The sequence below is a fragment of the Undibacterium hunanense genome, from assembly GCF_014284335.1.
Classification (GTDB): domain Bacteria; phylum Pseudomonadota; class Gammaproteobacteria; order Burkholderiales; family Burkholderiaceae_D; genus Undibacterium; species Undibacterium hunanense.
In genome coordinates, this window is the sequence record NZ_JACOGF010000001.1 from 225,254 (window position 1) to 248,156 (window position 22,903).

Here is a 22,903-nt window from a genome sequence, read left to right on the forward strand (position 1 = left end):
TACGGAAACAATATGACTACACCCGCCACCACCTTTCTGACCCTGCGCGATCTGTTGCGTTATGCGGTCACACGCTTCAATAAAGAAAAACTGTTCTTTGGCCATGGCAGCGCCAATGCACTGGATGAAGCCGCTTATCTGCTGCTGCATACCCTGCACCTGCCGCTGGACAAGATAGAACCTTTTCTGGATGCACATTTGCTGCCATCAGAAATAGATGCCGTATTGCGCGTGATAGACAGACGCGCAGTTGACCGCGTGCCTGCTTCCTACATTACGAATGAAGCCTGGCTCGGCACTTATAATTTCTACGTAGATGAACGTGTCATCGTGCCGCGCTCTTTCATCGCGGAACTGATACCAGAACATTTTTCACCATGGGTAAGCGATCCTGAAGCAATCAGCAACATCCTTGAACTGTGTACCGGCTCTGCCTGCCTGCCTATCATGCTGGCCGACATGTTCTCTGAAGCACACGTGGACGCAGTCGACATTTCCAAAGATGCACTGGAAGTGGCCAGGCGCAATGTAGCAACCTATGAACTGCAGGGCCGCATTACCCTGATCGAGTCAGATTTGTACAGCAATGTCCCGGACAAGAAATATGACCTGATCATCACCAACCCGCCATACGTCAATTCGGGTTCCATGGCCAAGCTACCCAAGGAATACATGCATGAACCGCAAATTGCCCTGGCTGGCGGTGATGATGGCATGGACCTGGTGCGCAAGATCGTAGCCGGTGCGGCACAAAGACTGACCGAGGACGGTTTGCTGATGGTGGAAATTGGCAATGAACGTGCCTTCGCCGAAGCCGCCTTCCCTGAACTGAACCTGACCTGGTTAAGTACCAGTGCCGGTGACGATATGGTATTTTTGGTGGAAGCCAGCCAACTGACCAGTTTCACTGCATAAATCAGTGTAGCGCAGTGCAATAAATACAATGTAGACGGGCAAAACCAGTTTTGCCCGTTTTTCCATTTTTTACATCAACAAAACAGCATTACCCATTAATTAAGTTTATATGATACGTCTTCAACAAGTCGTCCTGGCGCGCGGCATCAAACCTTTATTTGACAGCGTCGATGTGACGCTCAATCCCGGCGACAAGATAGGCTTGATCGGCTCCAACGGCGCAGGCAAATCCAGTCTGTTTGCCATGTTGCGCGGTGAATTGCATCCAGACCAGGGCAGCATCGATTTCCCGGCCAAATGGCAGTTGGCCCACGTCGCGCAGGAAACCCCACCGCTGGAGCGCAGCGCCATCGATTACGCCATAGACGGCGATGTCGCCTTGCGCAAACTGGAAGCCCAACTGGCCGAACTGGAAGCCCAGCCAGAAAGCTACGACAACGGTATTGCCATCGGCAATATGTATGGTGCACTGGCCGATGCTGATGCCTATACCGTGCGCCCGCGTGCAGAACAATTGCTGCTGGGCCTGGGCTTCAAGATCAATGAACTGGAACAATCAGTTGCCAGTTTTTCTGGTGGCTGGCGCATGCGCCTGAACCTGGCACAGGCACTGATGTGCAAATCCGATTTGCTGCTGCTTGATGAACCAACCAATCACTTGGATCTGGATGCCATCATCTGGCTGGAAGACTGGCTGAAACGTTATGAAGGCACACTGATCATCATTTCCCATGACCGCGATTTCCTCGACGGCGTGGTGAATGTCATCGTCCATATTGATGAACGCAAACTCAAGCGTTATGGCGGCAACTATTCCGGTTTTGAACGCCAGCGCGCAGCCCAACTGGAACTGGCACAGGGCATGCTGGAGAAACAAAACCGCAAGCGCGCCCACCTGCAATCCTTTATTGACCGCTTCAAGGCCAAGGCATCCAAAGCCAAGCAGGCACAGAGCCGTATCAAGGCTCTGGCACGTATGGAAGAAATGGCGCCATTGCGCGCTGCCGCCGAATTCTCTTTTGAATTCCGCGAGCCACTCAGCGCACCGAACCCCATGCTGGTGATGGAAGATGTGGATTGCGGTTATCGCACAGAATCAGAAACCGACCATAGTTTCAGCGAGAAAAAAATCGTCGGCGATGTCAAGTTCACGCTGCAAATTGGTCAGCGTATCGGTTTGCTGGGCGTGAATGGCGCGGGTAAATCCACCCTGATCAAAACCATCGTCGGCGATATCGCCCCCTTGAACGGCGTTATGCAAACCGGCAAGGGCCTGTCCATCGGTTACTTTGCCCAGCACCAGGTTGAAATGCTACGCCATGACGAATCCCCACTCTGGCATCTGGCCCATATCGCGCCCGATGTACGTGAGCAGGAATTGCGTAATTTCCTCGGTGGTTTCAACTTCCCGGGCACCATGGTGAGCAGCCCGATCAAACCATTCTCGGGCGGTGAAAAAGCCCGCCTGGCACTGGCGATGATCGTCTGGCAGCGCCCCAACCTTTTGCTGCTGGATGAACCAACCAACCATCTGGATCTGGAAACCCGCGAAGCCCTGACCGATGCGCTGGCACAGTTTGAAGGCACTCTCGTCGTCGTCTCGCATGACAGGCATTTGCTGCGCGCCACGACTGACCAGTTCATCATCGTTGCCGATGGCAAGCTGCAACCGTTCGACGGTGATCTGGACGATTATAAAGACTGGCTGTTCAAAAACAAGCTGGAAAAAGCCGCTCCTTCCCTGCCGGAAAAAACCAAGGCACAGGAAGCTGCTTTGCCACAGGCCAAGCCGATTCCCGTTGCCAAAGTCGATGACAAGGAACAGCGCAAACGCGATGCCGATGAACGCCTGCGCCTCACCAATCTGCGCAAGCCGATAGAAACGCGCATCAAGCGTCTTGAAGAACAGATGGCAAAGCTGAACCTGAAGAAGAAAGACATCGACGCCCAACTGGAAGACAGTGACATCTATAGCGATGCCAAGAAAGAAAAACTGAAAACCCTGTTACTTGATCAGGCTTATGTCGTCAAAGAACTGGGACAGATCGAAGCTGACTGGCTGGAACAGCAGGAATTTCTGGAAGCCGTAGAGTAATGAGTAATGGCAAGGGGCGCAGAATGCGCCCCTTTCTTCTTACCTATGCAAATTAAATCCAGTCACAAGGATCAACCTGATAATAATTGCGTAATTGCGTGTACAGGGCCGGATGGTAATGAGCAAGGTCCTGGCTTTTCTTGAAAAAGGCCTCGGTCACCACCGCAAAAAACTCTGCCGGATTAGTTGCACCATAGGGGTCAATAATCGTTGGCATGTCATTCTCTATTGCATGCAGCAATTGCGAAAACTCTCGTTCCATGACTTGCGACCATGCCTTGTAAGCTGCTGCCGTCTTCAGATCAGGAGCACCGTTGGTAGAGCCGGTTTCACTATCGAGCTGATGCGCAAATTCATGCAATACCACATCCTGACCACGCGCCTCATTCTCAGGATTATGCGCAGCCTGGTCCCAGGCCAGAATCACCCGGCCATCACTCCAGGATTCACCACTCAGCCCCTGATTGGTATGGGTGACCACACCGCCCGTGTTCATCTGCGTTCTGGGTGCCACAAATGCTGACGGATACACCAGAACATGGGTAAGCTGCGGGTATACATCCGATTCGCGATTCAACAGCAAGAGGCAAGCCTTGCCAGCTATGGTTACCCTGATTTCATCAGTGATAGTCAGGCCACCACAACCGACAAAGGTTTTCTGGTACAGAAACTGACGTATGCGACGCTTTAACTGCATTTGCAAATCAGTAGGCATGCGCGAATAGCCTGGCAGGTTTTTCCTCAGGATTTTTGAATAATTCAGAGGAAAAGCCTGCGACAGCACATAGCGCAAACGCGCCCGGGGCAGCACAAACACGCCCAGTCCCAGCAAGACCAATACAGCAAGTAGCCATTCCATGTTAATGCCAATCAAAGTTGCCGATGCTATAACAAAGATAGCATCCATTTACGTAAAGCAAATGGGCGCAACAAAGGCAAAATCAATAGCAAAGGCAAAAAATCCGGATTTACAAGATACATGCTGGTACAACAAGACAGAATATCAACAGTATTACCGTCCGCAAAAAAGCAGGATTCCCATTTTCTCGCTAGCTTGCAGAACCAGACAGATACGGCCCAAATTTCAGCTTGATACGATCTTCTTCATCGGCATTATCGGTAATCAGAATAGTGAAGGTCTTACCACCAGGAGCGACACGAACAATCACATGCCCGTCGCGGCTACTGAGCCGGCTGATCAAACGCCGGTTGGCGAGGAAATTTTCATGCATGATAGAGGTTGCAAACACCTCACGCTTCCCTGGATAGAGACGCTCACTAAACATGCGTTCCAGTTGAAGCTGATCAGGATGGGAAATATGCCAACTGGGAATAATCCAGGCTTTTGGCCTCAGGATGCGAACGGAATCTGCGCTGATACCGTCAAACATGCCATGATGATCGGCGGTTGAAACATCAACAGGCCCCGATGCACGGGCAGCAGCAGTCAGTACATCACGCCAGGGCGCATCACCATCAAAGGTATAACTGGTCAAATCACCGGCAGTAAAATAAGCGAAATTTCCATACCCAATACGGATGGCTGTGGAACAGACGTTCTCATTCGGATAATCCTTGAGCGTCAGGGTATTCAGGGCCGGGAATAACATCCTGGTTTGCTCCCCCTTTCCGGTCCAGACCTGTCCATTCGCTGCAAGATTGCGAATATCAAAACCTGCCTGGTGCCCGGAACCATTTTCAGCAGTCTTATTGCGGGAAGTGAATTGATCGTTTCTTCCCACCATGAAACGCTCCACCTTTTGCCCGGTTTGTATGCGTGACTGAACAAAGGCGAGATAGTTGGAAGCAAATCGCCCATTGGGAGCGACGGGGTAATCATAGCCAGGGTAAGCGCGGTCAATCAGGGTAGCAACCGGCACAATTTCAGCAACGTCGGTAATGCCTGACAATTGGTATGCCCCCTTGGCAGATCGAGGGGACGTCTCATCAACATCACCGGTATGATCGGGGTGCAAGTGCGTCACCAGCACATAGTCAAGCCCGGCTCTTTTGGTGGCACGTAAGTGACGCTGTACGTAACGACCTATCCATTCACCAGGCCGGCGCTGGGCACTCGGTCTTGGTGCGGCAGACGTATCAAGCCCATCTGCCGTGGCACCTGCGTCTATCAGCAAACTGGTTCCGTCTGGCATGATGACGAAAGTCGCATTGCCTCGCCCCGTGGCAATATGATGTATGTCGAGGAAGCCTGGTGCCCAGGCGAACATGCTGCTACCGACTGCATCCGCGCCCGCACTTTGCAACGCTTCTCCAGCCACACCTTCAGCCACATCCCTGGCCACAGCAATCGTGGATAAGGGTGCTGTCAGCATGCCAAGAATAAATTGACGCCGATTAATTGTCGTATCCATCATCGATCTCAACAATCAGAATTTGGCCGTCAGCGTCAGTCCGAAAGTACGTGGTTCACCCACATATTCGGCCCGCACAACTTGTGTGGAACGCGTCAACAGATACGTAGTGTTGTTCGCATTTTTCACCCACGCAATGATGCGCCAGCCACGGTCGGCAGATTCATAACCAAAACTCAGGTTGCTTAAGCCATAGCCTGGAATCTGTAAGTTTGGGTCATTGGCCGCCCCTGTGTTATAGCCGTCACGCCAGGAATAATTGGCCGATCCCACCAGATAGCCTGTTGACTCAAGAGGAATAATGACATTTGCAGCAGCAGAAAATTGATTACGCGGTGCAGAGGCAATCGGGTTGCCGCTATTGTTGACGGTGCCCACCACAAAACTATCGTAAGTACCGTCAATCCTGCTATAGCTGGTCGATAAATCCAGCCAGTTTACTGGCTTGTAGGTGATTTCGACTTCACCACCTTTGACCGTTGCCTTGCTCGCGTTGACGATAGTCAGAATGCCTGTCAATGAGTTATTCACCAGTTCTTGCTTGTCTTTATATTCCAACTTGTAGAGTGAGGCATTCACCCGCAAGCGATTCTGTAACCATTGTGTTTTAAGACCGGCTTCATAGTTAGTGACTTTTTCAGGATTGAAAGGTGTTTTAAAAACACTGAAGGATGAGGCATCGCCATTAAAGCCACCGGCAGTGAAGCCACGTGTGACGCTGGCATAGGCCATCAGATTGCGTTCTGGCTGCCAGCTCAGCACCAGGCGAGGTGTTATCTCGCTCCATTTGGCCTTGACGTCACCACTGCTAAAATTATTAACTGGGCGTATGAAGTCAGACCGTATCAGGCTGGCGGTCTTTTCGTCTTGTGTGTAGCGTATACCTGCCGTCAGATCAAACGCTGAAGCCAGATGTACGACACCATCTGCGAATACTGCATAGCTTGTTGTATCTACATGCTGATTGGCCAAAGTCGCACTGGCAAGAATTCCTGTCTTTGCCGCCAGGCCGCGCGTATCCAACTGTCTGTAACCATTTTCGCTCATGTAATACAGGCCGGTCACGAAATCACCATAAGCCCATTTCGGACTGGCGTAACGCAGCTCTTGTGAAAATGTACCTATCTGATCAGCATCTCGCACCAGACTCTGACTACCTGTACTCAGAAAACTATAATTCGCACCGACGCCGGAATAGTCTTCACCGGATTGCGACTTCCGGTAAGCAGTGACTGACGTGACTTCACCTGCATCAGATTTCCAGTTGATTTTCGCCGATGTACCAGCAATGGTTCGCTTGAATCCTTGAATCACACCCAATTCTGACGTACGTACATCGCCATCATTTCCCAGCGTATCGGAGGATAGTGTACGGCCACCATTCCAGTCTTCACTATAGTCTGCACTTAACATGGTTTCGATACCACTACCAGGCTTAAAAAATAATTGTGCACGCGAATTACGGCTGTTGATATCGTCTTGCTGCTTGCCTGTAAGACGGTCAACACCGTAGCCGTCACGGCCTCGCACAGAAGCAGAAAGCTTGAATGCAGTACTATCATTTAGTGGCGTGCTGATCAGACCATTGAACTGGCGGGCATTCAAATTACCCAAAGTTAATTGTGTTTCCAATACCCGTTCATCCAGAGATGGTGGGCGCGTGGTGAGTACGATCGCACCACCCGTCACATTACGTCCAAACAGTGTCCCTTGCGGGCCTTTCAAAACGGTCAGCGAATCAAGGTCAAACAATTCAAAATTGGCGGCACTGTTGCGCGGTATGAACACATCATCAAGCACGACCGCTACCGGTTTGCTGACACCTATCTGCGAAAAGGTATTGCTGATGCCACGAATTGCAATCGTGGGATTGTTCTGACTGAAAGCAGACACCAGCAATCCGGGAGTCAGACGCGCTACGTCCTGCAAGCTTTGAATGCGATTGACTTCCAGTGCCTTGGCCGAAAATGTCGTCATGGAAATAGGCACGGCCTGGGCCAATTGCGGGCGCTTTTGCGCAGTGACGGTTACCGTGCTGAGCGAGATTTCCGCCTGACGCCTAAGAAAGATGGTAGTACCATCATCGCTCGCCAGTTCCAGCCCACTGTCGAGAATGAGCTGGCGCAAAGCGTCTCTTGCCTCGAATGCACCTTTCAGGGGGTTGCTGCGCAACCCCTTTGCCTCGGCAGGCACAGCGATGTGCAAACCGGTTTTAGCTGACAATGCAGCCAGCGCCTCAGTCATATCCTGCGCTGGCAGATCGAGCACCGTGCCGCGAAAAATGACAATCGCATTTCCCCCGTCACGCTTCACCAATAAACCACTGTTACCCAGCAGCGAAGTCAGTGCCTGTTCCTGTGACACCAGACCTTTGATTCCCTTGGTAGAAATTCCACTAATGTCGCCCGGCTTGTACAGTAACTGGATGCCATATTGGGTGGCATAGGTGTCGAGCGCGGTCTTCAAATCGCCGCCCGGTATATTGATCTCGCTTGCCTGGGCCCGAGCTTGGGATTGCGCCTGTACTTGAGCTGATATGCAGGTTGTCATTATGCATAGTGCACCGACAAGTTGATGACGAACCATTTTCATTCCTTTGAAATAAGTGAATTTTTTTTGCTACCCACTTACTTAGACGAGTCCATTTCGAAAATCCGGCATGTCTCAGCGAAGGATTTTTATCTCATCCTTTCCAATCTCAATTTTCAGACCAAAACCCTGATGCAACAGCCGGGCAAAACCATCAACGTTATCGACATTAAAGCTGCCAGCGATTTTAATCTGCCCAGCAGAAGCGTCAAGAATCACCAGCTTTTTTTGGTTATAGCGATTAAATTCTGATACCGCCTGGGCCAGTGTCATGTCATCGAGTACCAGCTTACCCTGGCGCCAGTCAAGCTGCCTCATGATCTGTTCAGTGGTTTTATGATTGACAACAAGCTGACCATTGCCGGTTTCCAGCGTTTCGTTTTTGGTCATCACCACGGCGTTTTCTGGTAGCGGCTGGCTGGGGGATTTCGCATCACTATTGCTGACCTGTACCCGTCCGTCGACAACATTTACTTTAATTTGATCGCCATCCCTGCGTACTGAAAATTTGGTGCCAAGGACAGTGACCCGACTTTTTCCTGCCTCAATGACAAAGGGGCGTTTTGTATCATGGGCGACCTCAAAATAAGCTTCCCCGCTATCCAGCCACACCAGACGCTTTTCGGAAGATATCTGTGTCCGGATATGGGTGTTGGTATTGAGTGCCAATCTGGAACCATCAGGCAAGGCCAGCGTCTTGCTTTCACCAAGCACGGTGCCATATCTTGTTGCCGGGGTGAGGATGTCAGACGAAACCACCAGTGTGCCGGCACCCACGATGACCAGTACGCCTGCCGCGATTCTCCACCCGGTCAGCAGTGAAAATGCAGCCCTTGGTTTAGGCACGGAATATTGTTGAGGCATTTTCAATGAGCTGAGACGATTGGCCCGCTGCCACACACTCTTCAGCCTTAGATAAGCAATCCGGTGTGCCGTTGCTTCATTAATCCAGGCCTGCATTGCCGTTTCCTGCTCATCAGACCAGTTGCCACTGTCGCGGCGTGCTAACCAATTGGCTGCCTGCTCTTCAATTTCAGACGCGCTTTTCATACCGAGTCGTCCTTTTTGCGAATTTTTAATGATAATTTAGTTACTCCTACGGTTACTCCATTGACAAGGAGAGAGCTGGCCAGAACACGCATTCCCTTGGATATCTGTTTTTCTACCGTGTCTTCGGTAATGCCCATGTATAGCGCGACATCTCGCTGCGACATATCGTCAATTTTTCTTAATTGCACGACTTCACGGCAGCGCGCCGGCAACATGTCCATCGCCTGTTGCAGCAAACGTAGTTCCTGGTGCCCGGTTGCGTGCCGCTCGGGCGTGAGCTCATCGCTGGATACATCCAGGATATCCAGATCAGCGTAGGCTTCAATTGACACCACTTGCGCGCGGCGTGCCAGATCGATCAACAGGTTACGCGCCGTCGCGAAGACAAATGGCTTGACCATGTCTGGCATGCGTTTCGCAGCAGACTCATACAGACGCACGTACACTTCTTGCAATAAATCGGCAACATCGTCCTCTTGCCTGCGATTACGGCGCAAAAAGCGGATCAGCGCGGCTTCCAGCGGCAACACCTCGAATTCAAACCATTCATCCAGCTTATTGGATTCCATGAATCACACTTTCTTAACCAGATTGAACGAAAATACACCCTTACTCTAACTTAGACGAAGATGAAAAAGAAATCCGCCATATCTTGAAGAGATATATATTAAAGCGATATATATTGAAGCAATTAATCACGTTATTATTGTCGCCTCCAACGACATGCTTAGCGTACTGCGCAGGATTTGTCATCGGGCGACATGCCAGGTTTATTGACAATTGAACCTTGCTCAGACCTTCCTTCACCTCAGTAAATAAAACTATTTCCCTATGCAAGATGTATTAAGAAAAAAAATCATTGCCGTATGCGACAACAAAATCAAGCAAAAGGGCACAGATGTCGGCCTGTCCTTTTATGCCTTCTTCGCCAATAAAAATGATGACCCGGAATTGCTGATGGAAGCAGCTACCTGGTGGATCATGGAAAACAAATTCGACCATTTTGAAAAAGCAGTCAAAATCAGGCAGTTGGTCACGGCCATGGATATGAAGGATTGACACCACCGGGCAGGCACCGGCAGCCTGCGGGCAACAAATGGAAACTGCGGGCATAATGTATAGATGCTAGAACTCATTTCATAAATAGGGGTGAGATGCGTTTGCCTCATAACGTGGGCTGGCAAGACGGACGAGGAAGTCAATAGCGGTGCTATTGATAACGAGTCCAACGCAGTCCAGCACGCGTTATGAGGCAAACCCTCCGGGAGCTGGCGATTCGGGCGCATTGCAGCGTTGTGCCGCTTGCTAAGGCACCAGCCTTAGCTGCGCGTCACGCCTTGCACTGCATCCCGAATCGCCTTGCTCGCACTCATCCCTATTTATGAAATGAGTTCTAGTCTTCCCTTCCCCATCTATTGATCTCTACAGCAGGTTTGCAAAACTATGAGCGCCCTCTTTTCTCCACTACGCCTTGGATCACTGAATCTGACAAACCGCATCATCATTGCGCCCATGTGTCAGTATTCTGCCGACCATGGCAAAGCCACTGACTGGCATCTTATCCATCTGGGTGGGCTGGCCCTGTCGGGTGCAGGCTTGTTGATACTGGAAGCGACCGCGGTGGAAGACATAGGCCGCATTTCTCCCGGCGATTTGGGTTTGTGGTCAGACGAAACCGAGGCTGCACTTGGCACAGTTTTGCAATCCATACGCAGGCATTCAAACATGCCGGTTGCCATACAGCTTGGTCATGCGGGCCGCAAAGCGTCCAGCCAGGTACCCTGGCATGGTGGCCAGCTTATCGCAATAGAAGATGGTGGCTGGCAGACAGTTGCGCCTTCCGCAGTGGCACATGCCAAAGGCGAGCACCCTCCTCTGGCGCTGGATGAAGCTGGCTTGCAGCGAGTAAAAAATGCCTTTGTTAATGCCGCCGTACGTGCCCACAGACTGGGCATCAATGCCATAGAAATACATGCTGCACACGGTTATCTGTTACACCAGTTCCTGTCACCGATTGCCAATCAGCGCACGGATCAGTATGGCGGTTCAGTTGAAAACCGCCTGCGTTTTCCGCTGGAGGTATTTGATGCCGTGCGGGCCGCAGTTCCCGGCGACAGTATGGCAGTCGGCCTGCGTTTGTCGGCAACAGACTGGGTAGATGGCGGCCTGGATATCTCGCAAAGCAAACTCTTCGTGCAAGCCCTGCAAGAGCGCGGCTGTGACTTTATCCATGTATCCAGCGGTGGGGTTTCGCCAGAACAGAAAATTCCTTTGGGGCCTGGCTATCAGGTTCATTTGGCGGAGGAAATCAAGCAGCATTGCAGCATCCCCGTCATCGCGGTAGGCCTGATCACAGATGCACAGCAGGCGGAAGATATTATTACGACATCCAAGGCAGATGCGATAGCGATTGCCCGTGGAATTTTGTACGACCCGCACTGGCCATGGCATGCAGCTGCAAAATTGGGGGCTACGGTGGAAGCACCCAAGCAGTACTGGCGCTCGCAACCACGTGATCAGAAAAACTTGTTTGGCGACACCCGTATAGGGCAAAGATAATCAGCGTTCATTGCAAGGCTGTGTCACCACACAGCCTTGGCTTTCAATTTCTGATTTTAATTCTGCGGTAGCCGTACCTGCTCTGCCGCCCACTGATTGCGCATGGAGTCGCTGTCTGTACGTCGGCCCAACCAGTTTTCATAAGCAGCCGCATCAAACTGCACAATATTGCAGTTTTCTACCGAAATCAGATGGGCTATCACTGACTGCTGTGGTCGCCACATGATTGATTCACGATACGGCAAAGTACACCAGTCTTCAAAATTGTCATACCACACCAGTGCTATCGGCTTTTTATCCGCATTGGCGGGCATTTGCTGGTAATAGGTTTTTATTGCTGTCTGCGTATCTGCAATCGCCTTCTTGCGGCACACCATCAGGTAATTAATCATCGATATCACGTCTTGCGGTATCTTTTGTGCGCCCGCTTCCCAGCTACTCCAGTTGCGTAGCGTGACACCACCGATCAACTCTGCCGCTTCGTTTTGACTGAAATGCAGCAAACTGCGGATTGCCTTCAATGTGACACCGTTCATTCTTTATCCTTTACACCATTTGCATTGTCTGTGAGCACTCGTAAAGCAGTATCAATCCAGTTTTTTGAGGGCTTCTTTGACATAACTGGCATTCGGGCTATTCGGCGACAGTTCCAGGAAACTGGTGTACGCTTTTTTAGCTTTTTCATTTTCATTCAGCATGGCTCTGGCATCCCCCAGATTCAGATAAGCAATGGCGCGGGATGGATCAATCTGCAAGGTGTTTTCAAACCAGCGCGCTGCCTCTGCATATTTTTGCTGCTTGAAATAGACAAAGCCCAGATTGTTGGCTGCCAGACCAAAATCAGGCCGGTATTTCAAGGCTTCGGTAAATGCCGCTTCAGCCTGGGCATACTGTTTTTCTCTATACAGTTGCAAACCACTGTCATTGGCTCTTTGTGCCAACTGGCGTGATGGTGCATCCACCATTTTGGGGGCGGCAATTTTCTGCTCGCCACCATTCAGATTTTTAATGACAATAGGTGTCTCGCTGCCGGCCTTGGCGGTTGCGCCGTCTATTTTGTTGTTGAGCGCAATCGCATCGGCAGATAACTGATTGGTTTTTGCACTCAAGAACTCACCTTCGCTGCGCATCTCAAATACAAACTCGCCACCTTCAGAACCCGGCAAACTGCCAAATGCCGGCGTCTGCTGCGACATGCTCGACACTGCCGGGGCAATATAGGCAGCCAGTTCGGTCGCAGTAATCATGCCGTCGCCATTCAGATCCGCCTTGCCGCTTAATGCCTGCAGCAGAGTCCAGGTAAATACGGAATGGCCATTGGGCCCGCCGTCTGCCACCAGTTGATCGGCACCACCAGCCGTCAGCATCTGCCGGCCCATGCGACGTGCATTTTCACGCAGGAAGGCACTGCTGCCACCGCCGCGTGTCAAGCCCAGACCACTGTAACAGGCATCCATCACAAACAGGATATGTTTGGCATTCAGGCTTTCGGCAATATTTTGCAGATCTGTCATGGGAATGGCATCGACTGACAATTGTTCAGGGTCAGAATCTACCGGGATGATATAGCCCAGATTGCGACCAGAACTCAGCTTTCTGGTGGCACCGTGACCGGCAAAGAAGACGAACACCCTGTCATCCTTTTTCAATTGTCCGTGCCCCAGTTTTTCATGGAACAGGGCCAGGATATTATTTCTGGTGGCATCACCATTGGTCAGTGTCAATACCTTGTCACCCGGGAAGCCCAGTTTACTGACCAGGGTATCGCGAATGGCATTAGCATCCTGCACGGCATATTGCAACTTGGGCCATTTGGCATAATCATTGATACCGATCACGATAGCCCAGCTATTTTGATAATCGGTACTGATACTGACTTTTTCCGGAGTCGCCTTGCCGCCCTTGACGACCTTGAAATCTGTCCCATCCCAGGATGCAAAGCTATAGCCATCGGCGATCAGTTTATCCAGCACCAGAGGCAGGGCCTTGACCGTGCGTTCGTGGATATCATGGAAAAGAATGATGCCGCGCTGTTCTTTTTCCAGCGTACCCAGGACGCGGCCCGCAATCGAGTTCGGCACCGGATCAGCCCAGTCCAGAGAGTCAATGTTCCACATCACAGAACGCAGACCAAGCCTGCCCAGGATTTGCATGCCCTCCTTGCTCTTGGCTCCATACGGGAAGCGGAACAGGGCCGAACGCGCTGGATCAATCGCTTTCAGCAATTTGTCGGTCTGCTCGATTTCTGCATTAAGGCTGTCGCCACTTTGCTTTGACAGCAAGGCATGACTGAAACTGTGATTCGCCAGCACATGACCGGCACTCAGCAACTTCCTGCTGGTTTCGGCATTTTTATTCAGCAGTTCTTTGCCTTTGCCGTCTATGCTACCAACGTTTTTGCCGACCTGGAAAAATACACCGGGCACATTGTATTGCTTCAATATCGCCGCGATTTCATCGGTATATGTGGCATGGGGACCATCGTCAAAGGTCAGCACCACGGTCTTGGCTGGCAAGCCCTGGCCGAAAATGTCTTTTTCCTTTTCGCTTAGTGGTTCCGGCTTTTCTGGATACGGCAGGATAATGCCGTAATCTTTCAGGATTTGTTCGCGGTTATATAATTTGCGCAGTTTGGCGAGATAGTCATCCCAGCGTTCACGTTTCAACTCTATCGAACGCGATTCAAAGCGAGAGAATATTTCCTTAAGCTCTTTGTCGTATTCTTTTTCAATTTCGCTCAAGGCATTCAAATCATCGCTGACGCGTTTGTGCAATTTAATCGAAGGCAGGGTCTGCTCGGTAGCGATCAGCTTTTGCATCCTGACCAATACTTCCCTGAATGCCAGACGGTCGGCGTCATACAGGTCTTCGCCAGATTCTATATACGTCAGTATGTTGTCAAAGCTGGCTTCACGCTGAACAGCACGGCGCGTTTTGAGCTTGTCGAAATAGGCATCGAGATTATTCAACCTGACCAGGTTTTCATGAAACAGGGCCTGTCCTATGCGATTGGCTTCATTGCGCTCTTTGGGCCCCTGTTTATTTTCATCTGCCAACAAAACAATGATCTTGCGGTAGGCGACCAGCAAGCCATTCAAGTCATCCGGAATTTTACTGGCATCAAAACCATCTTTGGGATCAATCAGTGCAGATTCAGCACTGGCACCACCTCCTTCAGCAGGGGTACTTTTATGAATGACAAAATAGGCAGCAACAGCCAGACAAACTGCCGCTAAGGCAGGCACAATAATCTTGAGTGGTTTCATTGAAAAAATCGGTATAACAAAACGATAAGCAAACTAAAAATAAGCAGGGGCAATCAGTCAGTTCGATATCATATTGCAAATAGGGGCTTGCATGCTCACACGAACCGGGTTTCTTTCACTAAAAGCCCAGTTTTTTCAGATTCTTGCCGGCTTCACGTTGTGTCAATGCTGAAAATTGCGCCTTATGCTGATCAAGAAAAACACTGATCATCGCCGGGTCATGCCAGGCATAATCACGCAAAGCCCAGCCTATGGCTTTACGGATGAAAAATTCATCTTCTGCGGCCAGGGTCAGGGCATACCGGCACAATCTGTCCACATCCGTCTTTTCACGCCAGCCCAGTTGATGCAACAAGGCGATGCGCCTGACCCAAAAATCTTCATGCAGCAAAGCCGCATCCATGGTTTGCTGTATTTTTCTATCCTCAGTAAGATGCAGGCGCAGCAGGTCACCGAATACACCGGCCAGACCATCCACGCTGTCCCACCAGGATTTTTGCTGTACCAGTGCCAGCAAGGCTGGTACATCTTGCACGCGCAAATGCCGATAATGTTTAGCCAGGATATCGATTGCCAGGTACTGATATTCGCGCTCCCTGCAGTTCCACAAACCTGTGGCGACGGCCAGGAGTTGGTCCGCATCTGCGGTTTTCAATTGCCGGATGATATCCACACATGCCTTGCGCCTTTCAGGGGCGGGGATGCCCAGAAATTCAAAGCGGTTTTTCATATAGGCACTCATCCCCTGCGCCCGCACGGGGTCCGCAAGTGGTGACAGGTCAAGCCTGCATTGTCTGATGATTTCTTTCATATTGGCTGTTCCCAAACAGTAAAACCCCTGACGCAACCGCGCATTAACAAAACACGCAAAGTATGGGCAAACCAGGCCATCGTGAACGAGTCTGGCTTGCTCAAATATTTCCAAGTGAGCATTTTTTTATGTTAAAGTCATTATGTTTTTATCCATAGTTTACTGCACTACCCACCGCCCATACATCCCCCGATCATACCAAGCCAGCGCAGGAGCCGTCTCATGTTCGCAGCCATACCTGAAACACCGCAGCACGCTATCAAGAATCGCCCACTGTCAGAATTCAACACCGATGCTGCTGCCGTGAGGGCAATTGCCCAGGCGACTGTCAGTGTCGAGTTATTTACGATACCGCTGTACATGAATTCCATGTATTCGATCTATGGCACGCACCAGATCAATTCCAAGGGTAACAACTATTATAAGGGTCGCCAATGGCCGGGCATGGCTACCACGGCAAACGCCGTTACAGCCAACGAACGTGCCTTCAATGTCATATTCAGTGTATTCATTCAGGAAATGCTGCATTTGCAAATGGCCGCCAATATCGCTACGGCAATTGGTGTCGATCCCAGCTTTACTGAAAATTCAGGTCTGCAAAACACTGAGCGTGGCTGGATTTGCTATGGCCCCGACAAGCACACCATACCTTGCATTGTTGATCTCAGGGACACCAACAGCTATAAGGATGTCAGGGTCAATCTGGAGTCATTGAATCAAAACCAGATTGACCTGTTTTTGGCAATCGAGCAGCCAGAAAAGCAGGCACGCGAAGAACTGCGCCACAATGCCGATAAATACTTCCCCGCAGTGCCGCTGGCTGACTGGAATCCTGACAAGGGATTTGCTGATCTGCCGCTGTTCGGCACTATCGGCTATATGTATGAATGCTATGCAAAATACATCAGCATGGAATATACGGATGGTCAGACACTATGGCAAAAACTGTTTGATAACGAGTCTGTGCAAAAAGACATGTTCAATGTCCATAGCACACCCAAACAGCCCAACGACAGTCATCCCAAAAAAGAATATCCGCATTTTGAGACTTTGTTCGGCCCTGACGATCTTGATGGCGGCATGGCCCGTTCGCAAAACAAGGCGATTGACATGATGTGTGCCATTACCGATCAGGGCGAAGGTAATTCCGCAGGAATCAAACACTATCGCCGCACGCATTTACTGCGTGCCGTACAGCCTGACTATCGCGAATCAGACGAAGCTTTGAAGGTCGATTACCCTGCGTATGACGGTGATGGCGAGTTAGCAGAATCGAGAGATGCTTCCGCACGTTTTCATAGCGCGGCATTTGATCACTATGAACGCTTTCAGGATATCCAAAAAGAGATGGCGCATCCCGGAGAGACCGCCGCAAATCATTTGCTGACCTGGGAACAATGGCATGCCGTTGTAGGCAATCAGTGGACGGCTGCCATGTTGACCAATAAGGATTACGATGCTGCGTCAGCGCCACAAAATATCCCTACACCTGACGAAGTTGCCGGTGCACTGAATCGCCTGAAAAGCGAAGGTGCAAAAACCGTACAGATGTTAAGCAGCGTATCTGCGGGGGCAATTTATGGCATTACCTCGGTACTGGACGAATACTGGGCAAATAAGGATACCAACTTCCCTTATCCATCTATGGTCGGTTCAGGTGACCGCATGTCAATTTGCTGGGCGATCACAGGTTGCTCGCCCGATTTATCCGTCAGCGTTCCACTACCAGACAAGAATGTTTTATACCATTCGTGTCAGGGTCTGGATTTTAACGCCAGCAAGGGATCAGAAACCGGACAGGAAGACAATCAATGCGCAGCCATTGCGGTGTATCACAGTTGCCGTGGCTCAAATGGTTGTGAAGCCCAGGGTGGCTGTGGTTTTGTCCAGGTAGACATGGTCGTTGATCCAGAAAAGAAACCCGTTCTGGGCGCAACGGCAGACCGTGGCTCACACGGTATTTGTGGCGCGCCAGGCCCTGCACCTACCGGCACCCTGTATAGTTCGCCTAGCGATAACCGCTGCAAGACCTATGGCGGCTGTGCCGTGCCTATCTCGGCATCACAACTGTTTCCAGTGAATGGCACAATGACACTGTACACTTTTGATGCTGAGCCACCCCATGAAGCACAATTATTGAAAAACAAGAACATTGATTTCAAACAAGGTGATGCCGTGTTTGACACGGCCTGGGCAGCGTATAGCAAGGTCATGATCGCTCGCCATAAAAACCCGGGGGAAATGCCGAAGCCAAATGACTTACGCCTGGCTTTGCCACCTTCAACCTGATGATATATAAGCATGTCTGAGAAGTACGCTGCGCACACCATGCAAACTACGCAGACTATGCAGCCACGTCTGGGCCTGCCCAATCTGGGCCTGGGCGTTGGTCTGCGCAATATGCACTTTGAGCACATACTGAAATACGGTGCCGGCGTAGCCTGGTTTGAAGTGATCACAGAAAACTTCATTGATAACCATGGCTATGCGCGTCATGTGCTGGAACACATCGCGCAAACCTGCCCCATTGTCATGCATGGTGTTTCACTGTCAATAGGCAGTAGCGATGCGCTGGATTTTGACTATCTAAAAAAACTCAGGCAACTGGCGAAGGAATTACAGCCTGCCTGGGTGTCGGACCATTTGTGCTGGACTGGTGCAACAGGAATGAATACGCATGATTTACTGCCACTCCCCTTGAACGAGGCCACGCTGGAACATGTGGCTGAACGTGTACGCATAGTGCAGGATTATCTGGAGCGTCCACTGATCATGGAAAACCCCAGCACCTATGTAGAATTTGAACAGTCAAGCATGGCTGAGGATGAATTCTTAAGTCGTTTAAGCGAAAAAACCGGCTGTGGTCTGCTGCTGGATGTCAATAATGTTTATGTGTCGGCCTATAACCATGGCTTTGATGCTGAACGCTATATACGTAACCTGCCTGCGGATCGCATCGTGCAGATTCATCTGGCGGGGCCAAGTCATTGTGGCGACTATATGATAGATACGCATGATCAGCCAGTGCCTACGCCTGTATGGCATCTATATGCTTTGGCGCAGGAATTGACAGGAGGTGTATCAACTTTACTGGAATGGGACGCCAACATCCCCTCTTACCCTGAATTGCTGGCAGAACTGGGCAAGGCACGACTGGTCATGGATGGTCACTTTCCAGACATGAAAATCAATACGGCATCTGCGGCAAGCATTTCTACGCCTTTGCATTTTCAGTTGGAAGAACTCAGCACCTCATGAATCAGCCATTACCTGATCCATTGCTATCGCAATTGCAAAACTGGTTTTTAACAGTGATGACCGCACCCGGTGGACTGGCAAGAGGCTTATCTCTGGCGCAGGAACATCTGGGCCTGGCAGAATCAGCCGTTATCAAGACTGCGCCAGGCAAGCAATCACGCATGCATATCTACGCCCATGGCTATATCCTGCGTTTACAGGAATGCCTGCAAGCTGACTTCCCGGTTTTACATCGCCTGATGGGCAATGATCTGTTCAATTTTTTTGCACATAACTATATCTGGCGCCACCCATCCCGCGCACCGTCTTTGTATGATCTGGGTGCTGGTTTTGCCGATTTTCTGCAGCAAAGTCAGCCCACCAGCACAGATGGAGAAAATGCAGGTGAAGCGGACCTGCTATTGCAGTTTCCCATAGAGGTGGCAAGGCTGGAACGGGCATTTACCGAAGTTATACGGGCACTAGGACTGGAACAAGACCGCAACATCAAAACCCATCATGCATTTGACTTGCTGATGGGTGTACATGCCAACATCCATATTCCGGCCTGCGTACGCCTGCTGAAAACCAGCTTTCCTTTACTGGCGTACTGGGAGCAGGCCAAGCATACGCCCGCTGACCAGGATTTGCCAGCACCACCAGATCCTGAAACCAGCTATCTGGCATTTACACGCCAGCATTACCGGGTACAATTGATCAACCTGCTGCCGTGGCAATATCATTTTTTACAGGCTGCGTATCACAATTCTGATCTTCATCAATGTGCAGTACAAGCCTCACAAGAAACCGGGCTGGGCATTCAGGCACTGCTGGCAGATATCTGCCTGTGGCAGCCACAAGCACAGGCGCTTGGACTGCTGACCACAGAAAAGATGACCTTGATCTGATCTGATCAAGGTCACCTCCCATATAAACGCTTAACCGGCATTAATGATTGCTGCCTTGCCCTCCCCTTTGTTCAACAAGTCTTTTGCTGCCAGCGCCAGGAAGGCATCAACGGCTGAACTGCTGCCGCTGCCGCTGCCGCCGGTTTGTATGCTGGGCACCATGGCAATATGGCCTTTCTCTATCGCCTCGGCAAAACGCAACAGTACGGTTTGCTGGAATTGCAGTTCAGGGCCGCCATAGGCTTCCACATTCAACTCGGTCGCCTTCGCCTGTGCTTCACCTATCTGCTGGATCTGATAAGCCTCTGCATTGGCTAAAGTGCGCTTGGCGTCAGCCGCACCAGAAGCAACCTGACGTGCTTCTTCCGCTGCCTTGATGGCTTTTTGCACAGCAGCACTACCCTGGTTTTCTGCAATTTTAACGGCCAGCTCAGATTCGGTAATGGCGGTCTGCTGTTTGGCCTTGGCCTCTGCTTCGCGCAGGATGCGCTCTTGTACAGCAGCAGTTTCCTTGGTTTTGTAGGTTTCCAGCTGTTCCCTGGAAACCTGACGTTCACGCAATTGTTTCAGAATCACTTCAATTTGCGTATCGCCAGTTTTTGCGCGCGGGGTACCGATCAGGACTTCATTCAGGGTCAGGTTATAACCTTCAAAGTTCTTGCGCATCTCGGCTTTTGCACGCTCCTGGATATCCGAACGTTCCTGCAACAATTCAATCAGAGTCTTGCCCTGACCTATGTTTTTGAAATAAGCGGCCACCATGGGGTCCAGAGTCTGCTCTACCAGTTTCTGGATATCGCCAAATCGTTGTATCACCAGTGGTGCCATTTTATAGTCGATGTTGACGACAACGGACAAAGGTAGGTCAGGCTCGAACGCATCCTTGGTAATCAGTGAGACTTCGCTCAGGTGTTTGTCCAGCTCATGCGAACCGACCTGACCAGATTGCCATTTCAGGATGAAGTTGGTGGTGGGCACATCGATCACCCGTTTGGCATAGGGGTTCAGCGCATATTTACCCGGCAGCAGCGGGGTCACCTGCACACCTTTTTCATCGCTGCTGACCAGTTCACCATGGCGATATGATTCACCGGTGACGTCGTTACCGGCCTTGCCAGTATAAGAGACGACCACACCGACGTAACCGACAGGTACAACCCGCTTCTCAACGATCTCATAGGTGGCAAAGCGGGCGTTCAAATAATAGGTACCCTCGACCAGCACCTGCAACTGACGGCCTTTATATCCACCGCCTTCGATAAATACCTCGGGGTTCTGGAAGTCGTGATGGTAACTACGGTCTTCATGCGGATCAGCACCAACCACGGGAGCCACTATCGTGCCCTCAGGCAGTGAACGACCTTCATGCGTTGTAATAACGGCCAGTTTGTCGTCACGTATCACCAGCGGCAGGAAGCCATTGCGCAAGCGCAGTTCATCCAGCATTTCTGCCAGTTGACCAACCACCATACCTTCAGAGCTGACATTGCCATCACCCGGCAACGGCAAGGCATACACACGGTCGGCAGTCAGCACCACAAATTGCGCCAGGTTGATGGCGTAGGTACCTTCACGCAAAATCTTGCGTTGCAGACCCTTTTGACCATCACTGGTCAAAAAACTGCGCACATTGGTAAAGTCATTCGCTGCCTTGTTACAGGCCAGGTTCTGGGTAGGTGCCATGGCCTGACCATCGCGGGCAAATACATAAGCCAGGGTGCCCTGCTGTATCGTCACCAGGTCATGCCTGTGGATAGCATATTGAAACGGGAAAAACACATGAAAACCACCGCGCAAGACTTCGGGCTGGAAACCGGCTTCACCATTCAGCGCAATAAAGCCTTGTTGTACAGAACCGCCGGTAGACCATTTCTTTTCAACGATACCGATTTTTTCATTCGAGATATACACCAGGATATTACTGGTATAAAACAGCAGAATCAGGGCAACAGCACTGACTGCCAGGATAATTTCAAACATGAATAGCCTCTTCTTCTATATGTTCCGATGTGTGCGGAAATGCAGCGGCGCTACTGGCACCTGGTAGGTGCCAGTAGTACAGCAATGGGAATGAAATCAGGGATTCAGGGAGACCTGTCACGCCTCCCCTTCAATTTAGACGGGTCGTCGTGGCGACTCGATGATGGCAGGCTTTTGTGACTTGGCGACTTGCATGGCGGTGGCGATCAGGCCACTCATATCACCCAGATTGGCCGGGACGATAATCGAGTTATTGGTTTTCGCCAGATTGGCAAACGCTGCTACATATTGCTCGGCCACTTTCAGGTTGGCTGCATCAGCACCACCTGGCGATTGCATCGCTGCAGCAGTCTTGCGTATCGCCTCGGCGCTGGCTTCTGCAATCGACAGAATAGCAGCAGCCTGACCTTCTGCACGGTTGATGGAAGCCTGTTTTTCACCTTCGGATTTAGCAATCGATGCTTCACGTTCGCCGGTAGCGATATTGATTTGCTCTTGCTTGCGGCCTTCAGAAGCAGCGATCAGGGCACGTTTTTCACGTTCAGCCGTAATCTGTGCCTGCATGGCATGCAAGATTTCTTTTGGTGGCGTCAAATCCTTGATTTCATAACGCAGGACCTTGACACCCCAGTTGGCAGCAGATTCATCAATCGCATTGACGATGGTAGTGTTGATGTGATCACGCTCTTCAAAGGTTTTATCCAGTTCCATTTTACCGATGACCGAACGCAAGGTGGTTTGTGCCAGTTGCGTGATCGCCGCAATGTAGTTGGAAGAACCATATGAGGCGCGCATGGCATCGGTGATCTGGAAATACAATATGCCATCCACCTGCAATTGCGTATTGTCTCTGGTGATACACACTTGCGGCGGTACATCCAGTGGAATTTCTTTCAGGATGTGCTTGTAGGCGATGCGGTCAACGAACGGCACCACGATATTCAAACCTGGCCCCAGCGTGGCATGGTATTTACCCAAACGCTCGACCACCCAGGCGTGCTGCTGCGGCACGACATTGATGGTCTTGAAGATAAACACGACACCCAAGATCAGTAAAACCAGAGCGACTGTACCTATATTTTCCATTTTCTTACCTTTATTGTTATTTAAATGATTTTTTA

At 50.7% G+C, this 22,903-nt stretch carries 17 protein-coding genes; 7 read left to right on the forward strand and 10 right to left on the reverse strand.

The genetic code is table 11. The features are described 5' to 3' along the window. Nucleotides 1-12: 12 nt before the first annotated feature. Together prmB and H8L32_RS00965 are read left to right on the forward strand one after the other, a co-directional pair. Nucleotides 13-915 carry a 50S ribosomal protein L3 N(5)-glutamine methyltransferase gene (prmB, locus tag H8L32_RS00960; protein ID WP_186945288.1) on the forward strand — a complete coding sequence of 301 codons (903 nt, stop codon included), beginning with the start codon at nucleotides 13-15 and terminating at the stop codon, nucleotides 913-915. Between the two features lie 109 nt (nucleotides 916-1,024). Next, nucleotides 1,025-3,010: an ATP-binding cassette domain-containing protein gene (locus tag H8L32_RS00965; protein ID WP_186945289.1), complete on the forward strand. Its 1,986-nt coding sequence runs from the start codon at nucleotides 1,025-1,027 to the stop codon at nucleotides 3,008-3,010. A gap of 52 nt (nucleotides 3,011-3,062) precedes the next feature. On the opposite strand, the gene H8L32_RS00970 is transcribed toward H8L32_RS00965, so the two are convergent. From H8L32_RS00970 to H8L32_RS00990, 5 genes are all read right to left on the reverse strand, one after another. After that, nucleotides 3,063-3,869 (reverse strand): M90 family metallopeptidase, encoded by an 807-nt coding sequence (locus H8L32_RS00970; RefSeq protein WP_186945290.1) that lies wholly within the window; start codon nucleotides 3,867-3,869, stop codon nucleotides 3,063-3,065. A gap of 190 nt (nucleotides 3,870-4,059) precedes the next feature. Further along, the gene (locus tag H8L32_RS00975) at nucleotides 4,060-5,382 is read right to left on the reverse strand and encodes an MBL fold metallo-hydrolase (RefSeq protein ID WP_230412013.1); all 1,323 of its coding nucleotides are present in this window, start codon (nucleotides 5,380-5,382) and stop codon (nucleotides 4,060-4,062) included. Nucleotides 5,383-5,397: 15 nt separating this feature from the next. Further along, a complete protein-coding gene (locus tag H8L32_RS00980) occupies nucleotides 5,398-7,848 on the reverse strand; it encodes a TonB-dependent receptor domain-containing protein (protein ID WP_230412014.1) in 2,451 nt (816 codons plus the stop codon). A 198-nt stretch (nucleotides 7,849-8,046) separates the two neighbouring features. Then, nucleotides 8,047-9,021, reverse strand: coding sequence for a FecR family protein (locus H8L32_RS00985; RefSeq protein ID WP_186945292.1), 975 nt, complete (start codon nucleotides 9,019-9,021; stop codon nucleotides 8,047-8,049). After that, nucleotides 9,018-9,590 (reverse strand): RNA polymerase sigma factor, encoded by a 573-nt coding sequence (locus tag H8L32_RS00990; protein ID WP_186945293.1) that lies wholly within the window; start codon nucleotides 9,588-9,590, stop codon nucleotides 9,018-9,020. Before H8L32_RS00990 ends, H8L32_RS00985 begins: the two co-directional genes overlap by 4 nt. Nucleotides 9,591-9,852: 262 nt before the next feature. On the opposite strand from H8L32_RS00990, the gene H8L32_RS00995 reads away from it, so the two are divergent. Further along, the gene (locus H8L32_RS00995; RefSeq protein ID WP_186945294.1) at nucleotides 9,853-10,080 is read left to right on the forward strand and encodes a DUF6500 family protein; all 228 of its coding nucleotides are present in this window, start codon (nucleotides 9,853-9,855) and stop codon (nucleotides 10,078-10,080) included. A gap of 384 nt (nucleotides 10,081-10,464) precedes the next feature. Further along, nucleotides 10,465-11,580: an NADH:flavin oxidoreductase/NADH oxidase gene (locus H8L32_RS01000; RefSeq protein WP_186945295.1), complete on the forward strand. Its 1,116-nt coding sequence runs from the start codon at nucleotides 10,465-10,467 to the stop codon at nucleotides 11,578-11,580. Nucleotides 11,581-11,636: 56 nt separating this feature from the next. Here the strand turns inward: H8L32_RS01000 and H8L32_RS01005 are convergent, their stop codons facing one another. The 3 genes from H8L32_RS01005 to H8L32_RS01015 form a co-directional block, all read right to left on the reverse strand. Continuing rightward, nucleotides 11,637-12,116, reverse strand: coding sequence for an Aca2/YdiL-like domain-containing protein (locus H8L32_RS01005; RefSeq protein WP_186945296.1), 480 nt, complete (start codon nucleotides 12,114-12,116; stop codon nucleotides 11,637-11,639). Nucleotides 12,117-12,167: 51 nt separating this feature from the next. Beyond that, nucleotides 12,168-14,846: a polysaccharide deacetylase family protein gene (locus H8L32_RS01010; protein WP_186945297.1), complete on the reverse strand. Its 2,679-nt coding sequence runs from the start codon at nucleotides 14,844-14,846 to the stop codon at nucleotides 12,168-12,170. 118 nt (nucleotides 14,847-14,964) lie between these two features. Beyond that, a complete protein-coding gene (locus H8L32_RS01015) occupies nucleotides 14,965-15,657 on the reverse strand; it encodes a DNA alkylation repair protein (protein ID WP_186945298.1) in 693 nt (230 codons plus the stop codon). A gap of 222 nt (nucleotides 15,658-15,879) precedes the next feature. Between H8L32_RS01015 and H8L32_RS01020 the strand changes: the two genes are divergently transcribed. The 3 genes from H8L32_RS01020 to H8L32_RS01030 are packed head-to-tail and all read left to right on the forward strand — an operon-like array spanning nucleotide 15,880 to nucleotide 19,802. After that, on the forward strand, nucleotides 15,880-17,946 hold the full coding sequence (locus H8L32_RS01020; protein WP_186945299.1) for a ferritin-like domain-containing protein: 2,067 nt from the start codon (nucleotides 15,880-15,882) through the stop codon (nucleotides 17,944-17,946). Nucleotides 17,947-17,958: 12 nt separating this feature from the next. Then, the gene (gene bufB, locus H8L32_RS01025; protein WP_230412015.1) at nucleotides 17,959-18,915 is read left to right on the forward strand and encodes an MNIO family bufferin maturase; all 957 of its coding nucleotides are present in this window, start codon (nucleotides 17,959-17,961) and stop codon (nucleotides 18,913-18,915) included. Next, nucleotides 18,912-19,802, forward strand: coding sequence for an HvfC/BufC N-terminal domain-containing protein (locus H8L32_RS01030; protein ID WP_186945300.1), 891 nt, complete (start codon nucleotides 18,912-18,914; stop codon nucleotides 19,800-19,802). The genes bufB and H8L32_RS01030 overlap by 4 nt, the downstream gene beginning before the upstream one ends. 30 nt (nucleotides 19,803-19,832) lie before the next feature. Here the strand turns inward: H8L32_RS01030 and H8L32_RS01035 are convergent, their stop codons facing one another. Continuing rightward, on the reverse strand, nucleotides 19,833-21,782 hold the full coding sequence (locus tag H8L32_RS01035) for an SPFH domain-containing protein (RefSeq protein ID WP_186945301.1): 1,950 nt from the start codon (nucleotides 21,780-21,782) through the stop codon (nucleotides 19,833-19,835). 135 nt (nucleotides 21,783-21,917) lie between these two features. Next, nucleotides 21,918-22,868: an SPFH domain-containing protein gene (locus H8L32_RS01040; RefSeq protein ID WP_186945302.1), complete on the reverse strand. Its 951-nt coding sequence runs from the start codon at nucleotides 22,866-22,868 to the stop codon at nucleotides 21,918-21,920. Between the last annotated feature and the right edge of the window lie 35 nt (nucleotides 22,869-22,903).

What these genes read in the sequence shown, in the direction of transcription:
- H8L32_RS00985 (WP_186945292.1), bottom strand. Translation starts at nt 9,021, where the DNA reads ATGAAAAGCGCGTCTGAAATTGAAGAGCAGGCAGCCAATTGGTTAGCA.
- H8L32_RS01020 (WP_186945299.1), top strand. Translation starts at nt 15,880, where the DNA reads ATGTTCGCAGCCATACCTGAAACACCGCAGCACGCTATCAAGAATCGC.
- H8L32_RS01030 (WP_186945300.1), top strand. Translation starts at nt 18,912, where the DNA reads ATGAATCAGCCATTACCTGATCCATTGCTATCGCAATTGCAAAACTGG.
- H8L32_RS01005 (WP_186945296.1), bottom strand. Translation starts at nt 12,116, where the DNA reads ATGAACGGTGTCACATTGAAGGCAATCCGCAGTTTGCTGCATTTCAGT.
- H8L32_RS01015 (WP_186945298.1), bottom strand. Translation starts at nt 15,657, where the DNA reads ATGAAAGAAATCATCAGACAATGCAGGCTTGACCTGTCACCACTTGCG.
- H8L32_RS01040 (WP_186945302.1), bottom strand. Translation starts at nt 22,868, where the DNA reads ATGGAAAATATAGGTACAGTCGCTCTGGTTTTACTGATCTTGGGTGTC.
- H8L32_RS00995 (WP_186945294.1), top strand. Translation starts at nt 9,853, where the DNA reads ATGCAAGATGTATTAAGAAAAAAAATCATTGCCGTATGCGACAACAAA.
- H8L32_RS01035 (WP_186945301.1), bottom strand. Translation starts at nt 21,782, where the DNA reads ATGTTTGAAATTATCCTGGCAGTCAGTGCTGTTGCCCTGATTCTGCTG.
- bufB (WP_230412015.1), top strand. Translation starts at nt 17,959, where the DNA reads ATGTCTGAGAAGTACGCTGCGCACACCATGCAAACTACGCAGACTATG.
- prmB (WP_186945288.1), top strand. Translation starts at nt 13, where the DNA reads ATGACTACACCCGCCACCACCTTTCTGACCCTGCGCGATCTGTTGCGT.
- H8L32_RS00970 (WP_186945290.1), bottom strand. Translation starts at nt 3,869, where the DNA reads ATGGAATGGCTACTTGCTGTATTGGTCTTGCTGGGACTGGGCGTGTTT.
- H8L32_RS01010 (WP_186945297.1), bottom strand. Translation starts at nt 14,846, where the DNA reads ATGAAACCACTCAAGATTATTGTGCCTGCCTTAGCGGCAGTTTGTCTG.
- H8L32_RS00990 (WP_186945293.1), bottom strand. Translation starts at nt 9,590, where the DNA reads ATGGAATCCAATAAGCTGGATGAATGGTTTGAATTCGAGGTGTTGCCG.
- H8L32_RS00965 (WP_186945289.1), top strand. Translation starts at nt 1,025, where the DNA reads ATGATACGTCTTCAACAAGTCGTCCTGGCGCGCGGCATCAAACCTTTA.
- H8L32_RS01000 (WP_186945295.1), top strand. Translation starts at nt 10,465, where the DNA reads ATGAGCGCCCTCTTTTCTCCACTACGCCTTGGATCACTGAATCTGACA.
- H8L32_RS00975 (WP_230412013.1), bottom strand. Translation starts at nt 5,382, where the DNA reads ATGGATACGACAATTAATCGGCGTCAATTTATTCTTGGCATGCTGACA.